Source organism: Mycobacterium sp., assembly GCF_052143115.1.
Lineage (GTDB): Bacteria > Actinomycetota > Actinomycetes > Mycobacteriales > Mycobacteriaceae > Mycobacterium.
In genome coordinates, this window is the sequence record NZ_JBKQTQ010000170.1 from 23,980 (window position 1) to 40,092 (window position 16,113).

Annotated in this window: 18 protein-coding genes and 1 pseudogene; 9 read left to right on the top strand and 10 right to left on the bottom strand. The window is 63.4% G+C overall.

Going from position 1 to position 16,113, the window contains the following annotated elements; translation table 11 throughout:
- Positions 1-48 precede the first annotated feature (48 nt).
- The 5 genes from ACLQI9_RS17250 to ACLQI9_RS17270 all read right to left on the bottom strand — a co-directional run bounded on the left by ACLQI9_RS17250 (position 49) and on the right by ACLQI9_RS17270 (position 5,171).
- Positions 49-1,119, bottom strand: a complete 1,071-nt coding sequence (locus ACLQI9_RS17250; protein WP_442383371.1) for an ABC transporter ATP-binding protein — start codon at positions 1,117-1,119, stop codon at positions 49-51.
- A 7-nt stretch (positions 1,120-1,126) separates the two neighbouring features.
- Complete coding sequence (locus tag ACLQI9_RS17255) at positions 1,127-1,969, bottom strand: carbohydrate ABC transporter permease (RefSeq protein ID WP_442383369.1); 843 nt, start codon at positions 1,967-1,969, stop codon at positions 1,127-1,129.
- Entirely contained in the window at positions 1,960-2,871 is a 912-nt protein-coding gene (locus ACLQI9_RS17260; protein ID WP_442383415.1) for a carbohydrate ABC transporter permease, read from the bottom strand. Before ACLQI9_RS17260 ends, ACLQI9_RS17255 begins: the two co-directional genes overlap by 10 nt.
- A 26-nt stretch (positions 2,872-2,897) precedes the next feature.
- Positions 2,898-4,217, bottom strand: coding sequence for an ABC transporter substrate-binding protein (locus ACLQI9_RS17265; protein WP_442383413.1), 1,320 nt, complete (start codon positions 4,215-4,217; stop codon positions 2,898-2,900).
- 72 nt (positions 4,218-4,289) lie between these two features.
- On the bottom strand, positions 4,290-5,171 hold the full coding sequence (locus tag ACLQI9_RS17270) for a sigma-70 family RNA polymerase sigma factor (protein WP_442383367.1): 882 nt from the start codon (positions 5,169-5,171) through the stop codon (positions 4,290-4,292).
- Between the two features lie 80 nt (positions 5,172-5,251).
- Here ACLQI9_RS17270 and ACLQI9_RS17275 point away from each other — a divergent pair, with 80 nt between their 5' ends.
- Positions 5,252-5,587, top strand: coding sequence for a DoxX family protein (locus ACLQI9_RS17275; protein WP_442383365.1), 336 nt, complete (start codon positions 5,252-5,254; stop codon positions 5,585-5,587).
- A gap of 58 nt (positions 5,588-5,645) precedes the next feature.
- Entirely contained in the window at positions 5,646-6,530 is an 885-nt protein-coding gene (locus ACLQI9_RS17280) for a cyclopropane mycolic acid synthase family methyltransferase (protein WP_442383411.1), read from the top strand.
- On the opposite strand, the gene ACLQI9_RS17285 is transcribed toward ACLQI9_RS17280, so the two are convergent.
- From ACLQI9_RS17285 to ACLQI9_RS17295, 3 genes are all read right to left on the bottom strand, one after another.
- Positions 6,517-7,338 (bottom strand): nuclear transport factor 2 family protein, encoded by an 822-nt coding sequence (locus ACLQI9_RS17285; RefSeq protein ID WP_442383363.1) that lies wholly within the window; start codon positions 7,336-7,338, stop codon positions 6,517-6,519. The genes ACLQI9_RS17280 and ACLQI9_RS17285 overlap by 14 nt on opposite strands.
- The gene (locus ACLQI9_RS17290; protein ID WP_442383361.1) at positions 7,335-7,895 is read right to left on the bottom strand and encodes an isochorismatase family protein; all 561 of its coding nucleotides are present in this window, start codon (positions 7,893-7,895) and stop codon (positions 7,335-7,337) included. Before ACLQI9_RS17290 ends, ACLQI9_RS17285 begins: the two co-directional genes overlap by 4 nt.
- Before the next feature lie 252 nt (positions 7,896-8,147).
- Positions 8,148-8,390, bottom strand: a complete 243-nt coding sequence (locus tag ACLQI9_RS17295; protein WP_442383359.1) for a DUF6400 family protein — start codon at positions 8,388-8,390, stop codon at positions 8,148-8,150.
- 295 nt (positions 8,391-8,685) lie between these two features.
- Here ACLQI9_RS17295 and ACLQI9_RS17300 point away from each other — a divergent pair, with 295 nt between their 5' ends.
- Genes ACLQI9_RS17300 through ACLQI9_RS17310 form a run of 3 tightly spaced genes read left to right on the top strand, consistent with a single transcriptional unit; the run spans position 8,686 to position 11,745 of the window.
- Positions 8,686-9,957, top strand: coding sequence for a glycosyltransferase family 4 protein (locus tag ACLQI9_RS17300; protein WP_442383357.1), 1,272 nt, complete (start codon positions 8,686-8,688; stop codon positions 9,955-9,957).
- Entirely contained in the window at positions 9,951-10,682 is a 732-nt protein-coding gene (locus tag ACLQI9_RS17305) for a class I SAM-dependent methyltransferase (protein ID WP_442383355.1), read from the top strand. Before ACLQI9_RS17300 ends, ACLQI9_RS17305 begins: the two co-directional genes overlap by 7 nt.
- Positions 10,669-11,745 (top strand): prenyltransferase, encoded by a 1,077-nt coding sequence (locus tag ACLQI9_RS17310; protein WP_442383353.1) that lies wholly within the window; start codon positions 10,669-10,671, stop codon positions 11,743-11,745. Before ACLQI9_RS17305 ends, ACLQI9_RS17310 begins: the two co-directional genes overlap by 14 nt.
- Before the next feature lie 79 nt (positions 11,746-11,824).
- On the opposite strand, the pseudogene ACLQI9_RS17315 reads toward ACLQI9_RS17310, so the two are convergent.
- A pseudogene (locus tag ACLQI9_RS17315) lies at positions 11,825-12,490 on the bottom strand (class I SAM-dependent methyltransferase); the annotation flags it as partial.
- A 91-nt stretch (positions 12,491-12,581) separates the two neighbouring features.
- On the opposite strand from ACLQI9_RS17315, the gene ACLQI9_RS17320 reads away from it, so the two are divergent.
- Genes ACLQI9_RS17320 through ACLQI9_RS17330 form a run of 3 tightly spaced genes read left to right on the top strand, consistent with a single transcriptional unit; the run spans position 12,582 to position 14,627 of the window.
- The gene (locus tag ACLQI9_RS17320; RefSeq protein WP_442383409.1) at positions 12,582-13,166 is read left to right on the top strand and encodes a TetR/AcrR family transcriptional regulator; all 585 of its coding nucleotides are present in this window, start codon (positions 12,582-12,584) and stop codon (positions 13,164-13,166) included.
- 40 nt (positions 13,167-13,206) lie between these two features.
- Positions 13,207-13,689, top strand: a complete 483-nt coding sequence (locus tag ACLQI9_RS17325) for a DUF6328 family protein (RefSeq protein WP_442383351.1) — start codon at positions 13,207-13,209, stop codon at positions 13,687-13,689.
- A 53-nt stretch (positions 13,690-13,742) separates the two neighbouring features.
- A complete protein-coding gene (locus ACLQI9_RS17330; protein ID WP_442383349.1) occupies positions 13,743-14,627 on the top strand; it encodes a DoxX family membrane protein in 885 nt (294 codons plus the stop codon).
- Here the strand turns inward: ACLQI9_RS17330 and ACLQI9_RS17335 are convergent.
- Positions 14,605-15,009 carry a DUF2784 domain-containing protein gene (locus tag ACLQI9_RS17335; RefSeq protein ID WP_442383347.1) on the bottom strand — a complete coding sequence of 135 codons (405 nt, stop codon included), beginning with the start codon at positions 15,007-15,009 and terminating at the stop codon, positions 14,605-14,607. The genes ACLQI9_RS17330 and ACLQI9_RS17335 overlap by 23 nt on opposite strands.
- A gap of 111 nt (positions 15,010-15,120) precedes the next feature.
- Here ACLQI9_RS17335 and ACLQI9_RS17340 point away from each other — a divergent pair, with 111 nt between their 5' ends.
- Positions 15,121-16,110, top strand: coding sequence for an IS481 family transposase (locus ACLQI9_RS17340; protein ID WP_442383345.1), 990 nt, complete (start codon positions 15,121-15,123; stop codon positions 16,108-16,110).
- Positions 16,111-16,113 lie beyond the last annotated feature (3 nt).

Genomic DNA, 16,113 nt, shown 5'->3' on the forward strand with positions numbered 1-16,113 from the left:
GCGTTGCGTCCCGCATCGTCGCCGAACGGACGTTCCACTTCCCTCCGCTTAGGGCAACCGGCGACCGTCGACGCCGAAGAAATGCAGATGTTCCGGGTGTGGATGCAGGCGCACGCGGCTGGCCCGCGGCGGCGGGTCGTGGCCGTCGGTGCGCGCGACGATTGCCTGGCCGAATGTGTTGTCGGGCCTTGCGACTCGGCCATACAGGTAGGCGTCCGCGCCGAGTTCTTCGACAACGTCGATCTGCATTTCGACCCCGCTGGAGCCGATTTCGAAATGTTCAGGGCGGATGCCGACGACGATTTCTCCTGTGGTATCGGTGATCTCGCGCGGCAGTTGGATCGGCCAATCACCCAATGAAAGGCAGTGGTTGATGACGGGAAGGGTGAAAAGGTTCATCGCAGGCGAGCCGATGAACTCCGCGACAAACATGTTGACCGGACTTCGGTAGAGCTCCCTGGGCGCTGCGCACTGTTGCAGCACACCATCACGCAAGACCGCGACGCGGTCGCCCATCGTCATCGCCTCGACCTGGTCGTGGGTGACGTAGATGGTTGTGGTGCCCAGTCGCCGCTGCAATCCGGCGATCTGATTGCGGGTCTGCACCCGCAGTTTCGCGTCCAGGTTGGACAGCGGTTCGTCCATCAAAAACACTTGCGGTCGCCGCACTATCGCGCGCCCCATCGCCACCCGCTGGCGTTGTCCACCGGACAGATCCTTGGGCTTGCGACCCAGGTACGGCTCCAAGTCGAGTAGCCGCGCCGCGTCCAAAATCCGTTCGCGGATCTCGACTTTCGTGATTCGATCGATCTTCAACGCGAACCCCATGTTCTGCGCCACGGTCATATGCGGGTACAAGGCATAGTTCTGGAAGACCATGGCCACATCCCGGTCTTTGGGGTCGTCGTAGGTGACGTCTCGCGTGCCGATACGGATAGTGCCGGAATCCACCATCTCCAACCCGGCGATCATCCGCAGCGACGTGGTTTTGCCGCATCCGGACGGACCGACCAGCACCACGAATTCGCCGTCATCGACGCTCAGATCCAGATGATCGACTGCGGGTCGCGCCGTGCCGCGGTAGTGCCGTGTGGCTTGCTCGAAAATTACCGATGCCATGAAAGTTTCACCCGCCAAGCCCGGTGACCGCGATGCCACGGATGAAAGCGCGCTGCGCAACTATGTAGACCAGAAGCAGCGGCACCAGGATGAGTATGGATGCGGCCATCAGCACAGGCCATCTGGCAACGTATTCGCCCTGCATCCGTACCAAACCAAGAGTGAGCGTGGCGATGCTTCGACGCTGAATCATCAACAGCGGCCACAGGAAATCGTTCCACACGTTCACCCAGGTGAGTACCGCCAGCACCATCACCGCCGGCTTTGCATGCGGAAGCAGGATGCGCCAATAGATCTGCCATGGCGAGCAGCCGTCGAGGATCGCCGCTTCCTCGAGCTCTGCCGGCAAGGTCCGGAAAAACTGGCGCATGAGGTAGGTGCCGAACGCACTGCCGAACAATCCAGGCACGATCATCGCCCACGGTGTGTCGGTCAGCCCGGCGATGCGCATCAGAATGAACTGCGGGATCACGGTAACCGTCAGCGGAACCATCAGCGTGGCAAGATATAGGACGAACAACGTGTCACGGCCCCGAAACCGCAGCCGTGCAAACGCATATCCGGCAAGTGAGCAAAAGAACACCTGGCCGACGCTGACGCACCCGGCATACAGCACAGAGTTGAAAAACATTCGCCAATAGGGCATCACAGCGAACACCTCACGGTAGTTCGACCACTGTGGATGTGACGGAAACAGCGTCGGCGTGGTTACCTCACCCTCATCTTTCAGGGATCCCGATACCGCCCAAAGGATCGGGAAAAGTGCGCAGCAGGCGATACCGGTCAGCGCGGTATACACCACGACGGCACGGACAATGCTGGGCTTGATCACTCGCTCGGCTAGGCCCACGATCGTTCCTCCAACGCGGCCCGACGTCGCCCGAGCCGTAACTGCAGCACGGTCAATACCAGCAGGATGGCGAACATTACCCACGCCAAAGCGGACGCATATCCGAACTCCAAGAAGGCAAAGGCGTGCTGGAACAGCATGATGCCAAGGACATACGTCGCGGTCTCCGGTCCACCGTTGCGTCCAGTGAGCACATAGACGAGGTCAAACGCCTGAAATGCGTGGATGATCGAGATGACCACCACGAAAGAAACGGCGCTGCGAATCAGCGGCACGGTGATCGAGACAAACTGCCGTAGTTCTCCTGCACCGTCGAGTCTTGCCGCCTCATAGAGGTTGTCCGGTACACCCTGCATGGCAGCGAGCAGGATCACGGTCGCGAATGGCACGCTTCGCCACACGCTGACCATGCACAACGCGCTCATGGCCCATTTTGGGTCAACCAGCCATGGAATTGGGCCGATACCGATCCAGCCCAGCATGATGTTGAGCAGACCGTTGTTTGTGTTGAAGACGAACTGCCAGACGACGGCCATCACCACCGACGATACGGCCAGGGGCAGAAAGATAACCGTCCTAAAGATACTGATTCCCTTGATTTTCCGGTTGAGTACACCGGCCACGGCGAGACTGATGAGGATCGTGGGGACGACGGTCCCGACGGTGTAAACCACCGTGTTGCGCAACGCGATCACGAACAGTGGATCGCCGCCAAAGAGACTTCGGTAGTTGGCTAGACCGACAAACTTGGCGGGTCTGAACAGATCCCACTTCTGCAAGCTCATGTAGAGCGAAAATCCGAGCGGGAACAGCATGAATACGGCGACCGCTGCCATGTTGGGTGCGACGAACATCCGCCCGGCTCGGGCGCGTCCTTTGGAAAACCGGCGACGCCGGGTCACCGCGGCGGCAGATTCATCGATCGGGGTCATTCGTTACGAAGCACCTCGTCGACCGCGTGTGACAATCCGCCCGCCAACGATGTCGCCGGCCGTGAGCCACGCAGAACGGAGCCGATGTTGCGGTCCATCAATGCGACGATCTTTGTCCACTCCGGGGTGATAGGCATGCCCTCGGAATGGGCAGGCCCGCCGGTCAGCACGGCGAGATTGCCGATCCTGCTGTGGGCCTTGGCGAATCCGGCCGACTCGATCGCGGACCGCAGCGCCGGAACGAACAGTCCCGTTTCACCAATCACTTCCTGTCCGACCGGGCCGGTGGCGAACTTCACGAACTCCCACGCCTGCTGCTTGCGGCGACTGCTCGCGGCAATGGCGAGCCCCGTTGTGCCGATGTTCGAGCGCGCGGCGCGCCCGTTCGGACCGGTCGGCAGCACGGTGACATCGAAATCGAGGCCTTTGGCCCGGTCAACCGTTTGATATCGCCAATGTCCACCTTGCGCCATCGCGGCCCGGCCCGAGGAGAAAAGATCCATCGTGGACATCGACTGCGTCTCCGACGCGGTGGGGGCGACTTTGTGTTTGTTGGCCAGGTCGGCGTAGAACTGGACGCCTTCCAGGAACACGTCGTTATCGAAATTGAAATGCGTCGGGTTCAGCCGAGGGGTCGACCATGGGACTCCGTTGTTCATGCCGAATAGCCCGGCGGAGTACGACGCGACCCAGCTGTCGACGTATCCCCATTGGCTGACTCTCCCCGATCGGCCGCGTTTGGTGAGCGCCTTGGCAGTGTCGAGGAACTCACTGAAACTCCAGGGCTGCTCCCATCGCCCGGGCGGCGGGCGCACCCCCGCGTCGTCGAACAACTGCTTGTTGTAGAACAAGAAGTTTCCGGACCACTGCTCGGGAAAGGCATACTGCCCGCCGTCGAACGTGAACGTCTCGTATAGCGGTGAGATGCTGTTAGTCCTCAACTCGGCTGCGAAAGCCTTATCGTGGGCCAACAGGGTGTTGAGGTCCATCAGCACACCCCGTTGGGCCAATCCGGCGTAGGTCAAGTCCCACGCCATCAGCACGTCGGGACATTTCCCGCCCGCGCAATAGATCGACATGTGCTGCAGGGGGTCCGGTCCGGACAACAGCGCCCGAACCTTGATGTCGGGATGCCTGCGCTGAAAGGCGTCGACAACCCGCAGCCGGGCATCCGCCTCTTCAGGGTTGGCGGCGAAGAAGAACGTCAGTGCGTCGTCGTCAGAACCACAGCCGGTCGGCCACAGCGCCAGCGACGCAGCGCCAAGCGCGCCGGCGCCCCGTAACAGCGTCCGCCGACTAATGGACTTATCGCAGATGAGGCTGTTCTTCGTGGCGTATCTCCGGCTAGTGAGCGTTGGGTGGTTCTTTCGTAGTGTTCCTGGGTGTCGTCACTGTGGCAGCGTGAGGACCGCACTTGTCAATCGATCAGCATCGCCGACGATGTCGATGGTGTGTATGCGGCCCTCGTCAATGCCGATCTGCAGCAACGCCTCCACGTGCCCCGCTGGCGCGATGGCAATACCGGGGACGCCGTTGACGAGCACTACGACTCCGGCCCGTGCGCGCAAAGCGAACCGTCGGGTTTCCTCGGCGACCTCCTTGGCGCCGCGAAGCTCGGTCGGCACATCGTCTGGCACCAGGTCGCCGTCCACCTTGCGTACCACCTCGGGAGCCAGCAGATCCAGCAGCATCCGAATATCACCGCCGCCCGACGCGTCCAGGAATGCTTCGACGATTTTGAGGTGTTCAGCGGTCCGCGTGGGCTCCGCAGACCCACCGGCGTGGAGTCGACGGCGGGCCCGGCTTGCCAGCTTCTTGGCGGCCTCCGGCGATCGACTCAACAATTCGCCGATCGTGTCGAAGGGCAGCGCAAACACGTCGTGCAGGACAAAGGCGACACGTTGTGCCGGCGACAGCCGGTCAAGGACCACCAGCAGTGCCCGGCTGACCGGATCGGTGAGCAGGGCATCTTCGTCCGCACCCGCGGATGTGGCCACTGCGGCGGGCTCGAGCTGATCGAGGCCCCCGAGCGGCTGCTCTGCTCGCCGTTTGCGAGCCCGTAACTGGTCGACGGCCTCGCGGGCGGTGATCGTCGTGAACCAGCCCGTCAGGTTCTCGATCATGCCGTGATCCGCGCGACTGGCTTTCAGCCAGGCGGACTGCACCGCGTCCTCGGCGTCAGCCACCGAGCCGAGCAAGTGGAACGCCACCGACTTCAGGTGCCGCCGATCGCTGTCGAACCGCTGGGCGAGATCTTCGATCGTTCTCATGGTCACCTTTCCCAGGCGAAAACCGTCAAGGAGATGACCACGTCCGACGAACGCTCCCGGTAAAGAAGGAGACCAACGTCATGAGCCTATACGTTGTTATCACGGTGATCACCGCGATCATCAACGCAGCAGTGGGGATAGCTGACTTCATCCCCGCCGGCTTCGTGTTGGCGAACTCGGCCAAGGTGCACGTGCCGCGTTCGTGGCTACCAACGCTGGGCACTCTGAAACTCGCCGGAGCTCTCGGGCTTCTTGTCGGTCTTGGCTTGCCGGTGATCGGGATCGCAGCCGCCACCGGCCTGGTGTTGTATTTCATCGGCTGCTGGCGGCAAAGTAGCGGATGCGGCGGATTTTTGTTGCAATGCCTGGCGACGTCGGCGAATATGACGCCGGGTCCGTTCGCCGAGATGACCTGAGACGTTGGACTATGGTCAAATAACGCTGAGCAATTTCGTGAGGAAGAGGGCAATTGCGATGGCGGATGCTAAGAGCGGCTCGGCGGCGATGCGGCCCCTTTTCGAGGAAGTTCAGGCGCACTACGACCTCTCCGATGATTTCTTCGGTGTGTTCCAGGATCCATCGCGGACGTACAGCTGCGCGTTCTATCGGCGCGACGACATGACGCTTGCAGAAGCGCAGATGGCCAAGCTCGATCTCGCGCTCGGCAAGCTCGACTTGCAACCCGGCATGACCCTGCTCGACATAGGTTGCGGTTGGGGCGCGCTGATGAAGCGCGCGATCGAGAACTACGACGTCAACGTCATCGGCCTGACGCTGAGTGAGAACCAGGCAATCTGCTGCCAGCGCCTCTTCGAAGAGATCGACACCGATCGTTCGTGCAGAGTGTTCCTGCGCGGCTGGGAGCAATTCGACGAGCCCGTCGACCGCATCGTCAGCATCGAGGCGTTCGAGGCGTTCCCGAAGGAGCGATACGCTGCATTTTTTGAGACGGTGTTTCGCTCGCTGCCCAGCGGCGGCCGGATGGTATTGCAGACGATCTGTGGTCACCCCTTGAAGCGCTGGCCGGAGATGGGCATACCGATCACCATCACCGACATGAAGTTCATGCGGTTCATCGCGAAGGAGATTTTCCCGGGTGGTGGAGTGCCGAGCGATGAGGACATCGTCAATTTATCCGCGAGCGCAGGGTTGTCGGTGACGGACACTCAATACTTGGACGAGCACTACGTCCGGACTCTCGACACGTGGGCACTCGAATTGAAGGCCCATCGCGAAGAGGCTGTCGCCGCGACGTCGGTCGAGGTGTACGAGCGCTATATGCACTATTTGACCGGATGCTCGGACTTTTTCCGACGCGGCATCAGCCAAGTGGGCCAGTTCACCATCACGAAGGCATAGCCCGGTTCGGCCAGTCCGCGAAGTAGCGGATCCGGCGGATTTCATTGCGGCGCCGGGCAACGTCGGCGAACATGACGCCACGTCCCTGCGTCGACGTGATCGAAGCGGTGACGGTGGAGCCCGCGGCGATGAGCTTGGGCGCGCGGGCGCCGGGGCACAGCGCCACAAGGTCGGCGATGTCTGCGACATCGTCGTCGCCGAAAGTCATTGTGGCATCGGATGACAGCGCTCGCTGCGCGGCAAGCCGATCTCCTCTGCCAACCGCGTTCACGAAGCTTTCCACCAACTGCTTGCGGCGGGAACCGACGCGACGAAAGCCGGCTGCGAAACCAGCAGTGCCGCGCAACCGCTGATTGCGGATGAGCCCTTGCGACAGTTGGATGGTGGCCGGCATGGCGGATGCGCCGTTACGCAGGAATTGCAGCATCATGCTCGGCAGCTCCCAGTAAGCGCGGAGCGTCGCGATCTTCCATTCGCCGTTGACCTCGCGCAGGTCGTATCGCAGAAACGCCGGAATGGCCATGGTGACCGCCGAACCCATCACCACCTCGAGATCAAGATCGCGGACGACGGCCGGGCCGTGGACGACGTCGAGATCGCGATCAAAGGTTATGTCACGCGGCCCGATGAAGGTGTCGTAGAAGCGGCCGATCTCCGCGTGTCCCGTGTGGGGCCGCGAGCCCACCGGGTCTTCGATACGACCGTCCGCCGTGAACAGCCCCACCCAACCCGCGCGGTCGTGCGCCGCCGCCGCCTCGGGCGATCGCTCCACCGCCGCCAGCAGTGCCGACTCCGCTCGGCCGGTCATGCGCTGGGCACTATCGCGACACCCGAGGATTGCAAGGCTTTGATCGCCGCGGCGGTGGACTCCTCCCTCACGCCTGCTGTCAGATCCAGCAGCACCCGAGTGGCCAAGCCCGCCTGCGCGGCGTCCTCGGCGGTCCGACGCACACAGTGGTCGGTGGCGATGCCCACCACGTCGACCTGGTCAACATCGTGTTGGGCCAGCCAATCGGCGAGCGGTGTGCCGGACTCGTCGACTCCGCCAAACCCGCTGTAACCCGCGTCGTAGGCGCCCTTGCGAAAGACGGCGTCGAACCGGTCGGTCTCGAGATCGGGATGAAATTGCGCGCCGGCGCTCCCGGCGAGGCAATGCGGCGGCCACGATGACGAGTAATCGGGCCGGTCGGAGAAATGATCACCGGGATCGATATGGAAATCCTGGGTGGCCACCACGTGGCGGTAGTCGGCGCCGGCAGTCAGATAGCCACTGATTGCGCCCGCCAAGGCGGCGCCGCCGGTCACGGGCAGCGCGCCGCCCTCGCAAAAGTCATTCTGTACGTCGACGACGATCAACGCGCGCATGACACCCACCGTATCGCCGGTGGGTGCGAACCTTATGCGGCGTGGCGGTGGCCGAGACGCGCTGCGCTGGTGTCCAGTGACCACAGGTGCGCGCAGGTTGGGCACTGCAGATGCACGACCGCCGCACTGTTGCTCAGCAGGTATTGCCAATGGTTATGGCAGTTGCGGCCACTGCGGCAATCGCCACACGCGGCGCCATGATCGCAGCGCGGGCAGGCCAGCCAGGCGCGACGGCTCTTGTCCGCGTCCGGGTCAATCGGAAGCATGATCCGCCGCCCGCTCCGGCAACACCCCTGCGCTGACCAGGTTGTCGTAGACACGCTGCTGCTCGGCATCGAGATTCGAGTAGAGCATGGCGTATGCCTGCTCCTCTTCGGCCAGCGCGCGAATCGGATCCCAGTCCGCACCGATGGCCTCCAGCACGGCGGTGCGCCGCCGCACTTCGTCTAGGGTCAGGTCGTAGGCGAATTCCAGGCCAGTTGAGTTGTCGGGCATCGGCCACTCCAGCTGCTTCAGGGTACAGTGGAAGGTTAGGCTGCCCTAACATCGGCGACTTCCGCAATGACGTGCGTCACAAATCGCGTTTGATCTGCGTCACGGTGCAGCGCCCGCGTCAGCGCAGCCGTTCGCCTCGGTAGGATCGGCCAAATCAACGTCAAGCCGGTGTGCGTTGCATCACCTAGATAGTCAAACTATAGTCCAGACACGTGTCCAGGCAGTTCGCCGACGTCCCGTTTGAACGCTTTCCCGTGACACCTGTTGGCACCACCAGACCGGAATGGGCGTGACTATGCGGATTGCGCTGCTGTCCTATCGCAGCAAGCCGCACTGCGGCGGCCAAGGGGTTTACGTGCGGCACCTCAGCCGCGGCCTCGTCGAACTGGGACACCACGTCGAGGTGTTCTCTGGCCAGCCCTATCCCCAAGGTCTCGACCCCCAGGTGGTGCTGACCGAGGTACCCAGCCTCGACATGTATCGGGAACCCGACCCCTTCCGTATCCCGCACCCCCGTGAAATCCGCGACCGCATCGATCTGCGCGAGCTGGCCGCCGTGTGGACCGCCGGCTTCCCGGAGCCGCGGACCTTCAGTCTGCGTGCCGCCCGCTTGCTCGCCGGACGGCGGCGCGACTTCGATGTGGTGCACGACAATCAGAGCCTGGGCGTAGGCCTGCTCAAAATCGCGGCGACCGGCCTGCCGGTGGTGGCGACCGTACACCATCCGATCACACGTGACCGGGTACTGGATCTCGCTGCGGCACGATGGTGGCGTAAACCGCTGGTACGCAGGTGGTATGGCTTTTTGGAGATGCAAGAACGGGTCGCTCGCAGCATTCCGGATTTGCTGACCGTCTCGTCGTCGTCGGCCACCGACATCACCGCGGACTTCGGCGTCCACCCAGACCAGCTTCACGTGGTGCCGCTGGGTGTCGACACCGACTTGTTCGCACCATCGACACAGCCGCGAATTCCTGGTCGCATCATCGCGATCGCCAGCGCCGACCGACCGCTCAAGGGCGTCGGGCATCTGCTGCAAGCGGTGGCCAAGCTCCGGACCGAACACGACCTGGAACTGCAGCTTGTGGCCAAGCTCGAACCCAACGGTCCCACCGAAAAGCTGATCGCCGAACTCGGCATCTCCGATATCGTCCACATCTCCAGCGGACTCTCCGACGCCGCGTTGGCACAATTGTTTGCTTCCGCTGAAATCGCCTGTATCCCTTCACTTTACGAAGGCTTTTCACTTCCCGCAGTCGAGGCGATGGCCAGCGGCACGCCAATTGTCGCCAGCCGTGCCGGCGCACTACCCGAGGTGCTCGGACCCGACGACGAGTGCGCCAGGCTGGTGCGGCCGGGCGACGCCGCCGAGCTGATCCGGGTGTTGGCCGAGCTGCTGGTCTCCCCCGACCAATTACACCGACTCGGCATCGCCGGTCGCCGCCGGGCCGTCGAGGTATACAGCTGGGAATCGGTCGCTGCGCAGACCGCCCGGGTCTACGAACGCGCGATCAGCCGGCAGCTGTCGGTTCGGGATTCGGCACAAGCAGTGGGCGAGCCGTGCTGACGGTCGACTTCGACCACCTCGGTATCGGTCAGGGCACCAAGGTCATCGACGTGGGATGCGGAGCGGGCCGGCACAGCTTCGAGGCTTATCGCCGGGGTGCCGATGTGGTCGCGTTCGATCAGGACGCGACCGAGCTCACCAACGTCGACACCATGTTTCGCGCCATGGCCGATTCTGGTGAGGTGCCGCCGGCAGCTCGAGCCGAGACCGTCGTCGGTGACGCGCTGGCATTGCCCTACCCCGATCGAACCTTCGATTGCGTGATCGCTTCGGAGATCCTGGAGCACGTCCCGGCCGACAACAACGCGATCGACGAGCTGATTCGCGTGCTCAAGGTCGGCGGCAGGCTGGCCGTCACCGTACCCAGATGGTTACCCGAACGATTGTGCTGGCTACTCTCCGACGACTACCACAGCAACGAGGGCGGCCACATCCGCATCTACCGGGCAAACCGGCTGCGCGCCAAGATCGCCGGGCGCGGAATGACGTTTACTCACGCCCACCACGCACATGCTCTGCACGCGCCATTTTGGTGGCTGAAATGCTTAGTAGGCGTGAACAATTCAGAGCATCCTGCTGTCGCTGCCTATCACAAGATGTTGGTTTGGGACATGATGCAGCGGCCCCGGTTTACCCGGCTGGCCGAATCAACACTCAACCCGCTGATCGGCAAGAGTGTCGCGTTGTACTTCGAGAAACCGGTACCGGCCGTTGAACTGGTATAAGGCACCGGGCGTCGCTGGCGTCTTCTCTGCTGCACAGTGCCGACGGACGGCGGAATCGATTGCCGCGGTCCAAGAGCCGTCCGGGGCGATCCCGTGGTCGGACGGCGGGCACACCGATCCTTGGGACCATGTGGAATGCGCGATGGCGCTCACCGCTGCGGGCCTGTTTGACCCGGCACGACATGCTTTCGACTGGTGTCGGCGCCAGCAGCGTGCGGATGGCTCCTGGCCGATCCAATTTCGCGCCGGCGTCATCGAGGATGCCAACAGCGACAGCAACTTCTGCGCTTATGTCGCGGTCGGAGTCTGGCACCACGTACTGATCACCGGTGATCACGCCTTTGCCATCGCGATGTGGCCGACGGTGCGGGCCGCGATCGATTTCGTGTTGGAGTTGCAGCTCGAAGGCGGCGAAATTTGTTGGGCGCGTGGTCCTTCTGGACCGGTCATGGAGGCGCTGCTGACCGCGTGCGCCAGTATCTTCCACAGCATTCGCTGTGCACTGGCCCTGGCCAATTATGTCGAGGAGCCGCAACCGGAATGGGAGCTCGCGCTCGGCCGGCTGGGCCATGCGATCACTGCCCACCCGTCGGCGTTCACCGAGAAGCCGCACCACTCGATGGACTGGTACTACCCGATCCTCGGTGGTGCGCTTCGCGGTCCCGCCGCGACCGCCCGAATCGCCGACCGGTGGGGCGATTTCGTTGTCGACGGCCTGGGCATCCGGTGCGTCGACGACCGGCCGTGGGTGACCGGCGCGGAGACGTGCGAGTTGGTGCTGGCACTCGATGCCATGGGCAATCGGCAGGCGGCGCTGCGGCAGTTTGCGGCCATGCAGCACTTGCGTGAGGACGACGGCTCCTATTGGACCGGATTGGTGTTCAGCGACGGAAAGCGCTGGCCCGTAGAGCGAACCACCTGGACCGGCGCCGCCGCGATTCTCGCCGCCGACGCGCTCTCCTGCACTACCGCCGGCAACGGCATCTTCCGTGGCACCGATCTGCCGCGCGGGCTGGAAGGCGATTACGACTGCGAGTGTGTGGTCAGCCCATCGGATCGCTAGGGCTGATTGCCCGGCTCTCCCCCGCAAGCGGGGGGACCCCCACACCATCTTGGCTCGCATCGTCGCCGGGCGCAACGACCCCGGCCTCTCCGGATACCCGCTCCAGCAGGCGCATTGACCCGGTGACGGATCGCTCCACGAACGCGCCGCTGTGCACGGCGCGGCAATAGATCTGATAGGGCGCCTGGCCGCCGTCACGCGGGTCGGGGAAGACGTCGTGGATGATCAGTGCGCCTCCGGGACTCACCCACTTCGCCCATCCGTCGAAGTCTTGATGGGCCGCGGCTTCGCTGTGGCCACCGTCGATGAACAACAGCTGCAACGGCGTACGCCAACCGCTGGCCACCACGGTCGATTTGCCCACCACCGCCACGACGTTGTCGTCGAGGCCGGCGTCGTCGAGCGTGCGCCGCAAGGCCGGCAAGGTGTCGAAACGTCCGGTGGCTTCGTCGACCAACGATGTGTCGTGGTACTCCCACCCGGGCTGGTGCTCTTCGGAACCGTGGTGATGGTCGACGGTGTAGAGAACACTGCCGCGGGCGAGCGCCGCCGCACCCAACAGCACGGTGGACTTGCCGCAATACGTGCCAATCTCTACGCCCACACCGTGATCGAAGTAGCTCAGCGCCGCGTCATAGAGCGCCCGGCCCTCGTCGGCGGGCATGAATCCGGTGACCCGATCGGCCAGTTCGAATAGATGAACGGTCCGCTCGCCGGCAGTGGTCGGATCCGGAGAGAACGTCATCACCTGAACCGTAACAGTCGCCACGTTAGGCAGTTCCGCACAGCACATCCACGGTTGCCGCACATACCACGTTGTAGTAGTGTCCGGACACGTGTCCAACCCGGTAGCTCGGGAATCGACCAGACGGCGGTTGACTGCTAAGCAAGCCGACACCGTTGACCGGCTGGGCCATGCCGCCGTGGAGGTACTTAACCGAGAAGGCTTTTCCGGCTTGACGATTCGCATGGTCGCCGCCGAGGCTGGCGTCGGCGCGGCGACAGCCTACACATACTTCTCCTCGAAGGAACACCTCGTTGCCGAAGTTTTCTGGCGGCGGTTGGCGTCCAGCCCGGTTCCCGCTACCGACTCGCCGGACCCGATCGTCCGCGTGATCACGGTCCTGCGCCACATCGCCCTGTTGGTGGCCGATGAACCCGAACTCGCCGGCGCAGTGACCAACGCGTTGCTGGGTAAGGATCCTGAGGTCAAGCATCTGCGGCTGCGCATTGGCCGCGAAATCCATCAACGTCTGGTCACTGCCCTGGGCCCGGACTGTACTCCCGACATCGTCGAATTGCTGGAGCTCCTTTACGCGGGAGCCCTGGTCCGCGCAGGTATGGGATATGCCTCCTATACGCAGATCGCCGACCGGCTGGAAACCTCGGCGCGACTGCTGTTAGGGCGGCCGATGCAATAACTGGCGGTCACAATGGCTGCCGGCTGGCATGATCACGCCCATGGACGTCGTCGATCACCCTGAACGCGACCAAGGCTGGGATACCGCGTCGCGCTCCGAGACTGAAGCCCAACGATTAGACCGGAATTGGATCAGCCTGCTGCAAGAGTTGCGTGTGGTTCAGACCGGCGTCCAACTGCTGACCGGCTTCTTGTTGACGCTGCCGTTCCAGCAGCGGTTTGACGTGCTGGACACGACGATGCGGGTGGTCTATGTGCTGTTGGAAGCTCCAGTCGGGATGCACCGCTTGTTGTTTCGTCAGCATCGCATCCAGTTCTTGGTCTCCGCAGCGGATCGGTTCGCTTACGCCGGGCTATTGCTGATGGGTGTGGCTCTTACCGGGGTAAGCGTGATCATTTTCGGCGCGGTGGCCGGCGCGACGGCAGGCGCCATTGCCGGGGTTTCCGCGGTGACGGCTCAGCTCTCTTTCTGGGTGGCGTTTCCGCTGTGGGTGCGCCATTCAGCACCGCCACCGACCCAGTGACCGCCGGTTTGCAGGCCGGTTTGCACTCCTGCCAACCCGGGAACACAGCTGTCATGTTGATCCGCAGAATCGCTCGTCCTTTGTTGTCCGCGGTATTCATCGGCCAGGGTGTCGAGACATTGCGAAATCCCAAGGTCACCGTCGATGCGGCGGAGCCCACCGTGGCGGCACTACGGACCCTGCCAGAACCCATCGGCGGCAAGATTCCGTCGGATCCCGAGACCGCGGCACGGATAAACGCCGCTGTCCAAGTCGGGGGTGGCCTCTTGCTCGCCACCGGAAAGTTGCCGCGGATCGCCTCAGCGGCGCTGGCTTTCACTGTGGTACCGGGCAGCCTTGGCGCACACCTGTTTTGGAATGAGGACGACCCAGAACGTAAAGCGCAGAAACGTCGCGACCTACTCACCGACCTGAGCCTGCTGGGCGGGCTGATCATCGCGTCTGCTGACACAGCTGGCAAGCCGTCATTGGGATGGCGTGGTCGGCAAGCGGCAGGCCGGATCTCGGAGGCGGTCGCCCATGCACTGCCGCTGGACGGGTCCGACGGCTCCGTGCTCGACTCTGAATTCGCCGAAAGAATCGCGCACGGCCTGCAAGTGGGAGCCGAGCGCGGCCGCGAACTGGCCAGCACGGCCGTGGAAAAGAGCGAACCGCTGGTGGAGGCCGCCCGCAAACGCGGCGTCGAACTGGCCAGCACGGCTGGCGAAAAGAGTGCACCCTACGTGGACGCCGCACGCAAGCGCGCACGTAAGCGCGGGGCCCAGCTGGCGGACACGGTGCGGGAACGCGGGACCGAGCTGGCTGAGACCGCGCGGGAACGCGGTACCGAACTGGCCGAAACGGCCCGCGAACGCGGTACCGAACTGGCCGAAACGGCCCGCGAGCGCGGCACCGAACTCGCCGCCCGCGGAGGGGTCAAAGCTCGTCGCTGGCGCTGAGTGGTCGCTCGACCGGATGCGTCGCTTCGCCGCGGCGCCAACCACGCCACCCATACAGCGCCCAGGACACCGCTATCAGCGCAAACGTCGCAACCGGCACGATGCCGGCCCAGCTGGCGGGGTAGAGCACGCCGGTGATGTAGTGGGCGATGAAGCCGTCCGGTGGTAGCGGCGGCATCCCTGCTTCCGCACGGCTCCAACGCTCCAACCAGGTCAACGGACAGTCGAGGTGCGCGGTGGTGATCGCGATCCCCCACAGCACCGCCGGTACGTGCAGCCAGATGGTACGACGCCAACGCAACGCGACGAACCCGCCGACGACCAGGTAGCAAAGGAAAGCGAAGTGTGCGACGACCGCAAGCGCTACGACGATGTGATACATCGCTAGCTGTAATGACCACGGACGTTGGTGACGGCGTGGCGTGGTGACATGACGAAGACCTCCGAGTGAAGTGCGAGCTGTCTAGGAAACGCACTCAGACTGGAGGTCTTCATGGTCCACCGTAATGCCCCGTTGTCAGAAACCGGTCGTCTGAGGCTGGCTCGATGTGTCGTCGAAGATGGTTGGTCGCTGCGCAGACCCGCTGAGCGGTTCCAGGTTTCGGTGACCACGGCGGCCCGCTGGGCTGCCCGGTATCGAACGCTGGGAGACGCGGGGATGGCCGATTGCAGCTCGCGGCCGCATCGCAGCCCAGGTCAGACGCCGACACGCACGGAGCGGCGCATCATCAAAGTCCGTGTCTTGCGCCGTTGGGGGCCAGCCCGAATCGGCTACCTGCTGGGACTGCATCCCTCCACCGTGCATCGGGTGTTAACCCGATACGGAATGGCCCAACTGCGCTGGCTGGACCGCCCCACCGGACGAGTCATCCGCCGTATGGAGCCCGCCCGGTGCGGGGACATGGTCCATGTCGACATCAAAAAGCTCGGCAAGATCCCAGCCGGCGGTGGCTGGCGAATGCTGGGCCGCACCACGGGCAACCATAACTCGCGCGCCGACAAAAGCAGCGGGGTCAAGAGCAAGCGTCATTACCCGCTGCACGGCCACCACTTCTTGCACACCGCTGTTGATGGACACTCCCGGCTGGCCTACAGCGAACTGTTGACCGACCAACGCAAAGACACTGCCGCCGCGTTCTGGTTACGCGCTAACGCGTGGTTCGCTGAATGCGGCATCACAGTGCGAAATGTGTTAACCGACAACGGATCCTGCTACCGCTCAGGAGCATTCGCTGAAGCTTTGGGCGTCGTCGAACACCGGCGGACCAGACCATACCGGCCACAGACAAACGGCAAAGTGGAGAGGTTCCACCGCACGTTGGCCGACGAATGGGCCTACGCCCGGCTCTACCGCAGCGACACCGAACGCTGCGAGCAATTCCCGATCTGGCTACACACCTACAATCATCACCGCGGCCACACCGCACTCGGCGGCCAACCACCCGCCACTCGCGTACCTAACCTGTCAGGTCATTACAGCTAGCTA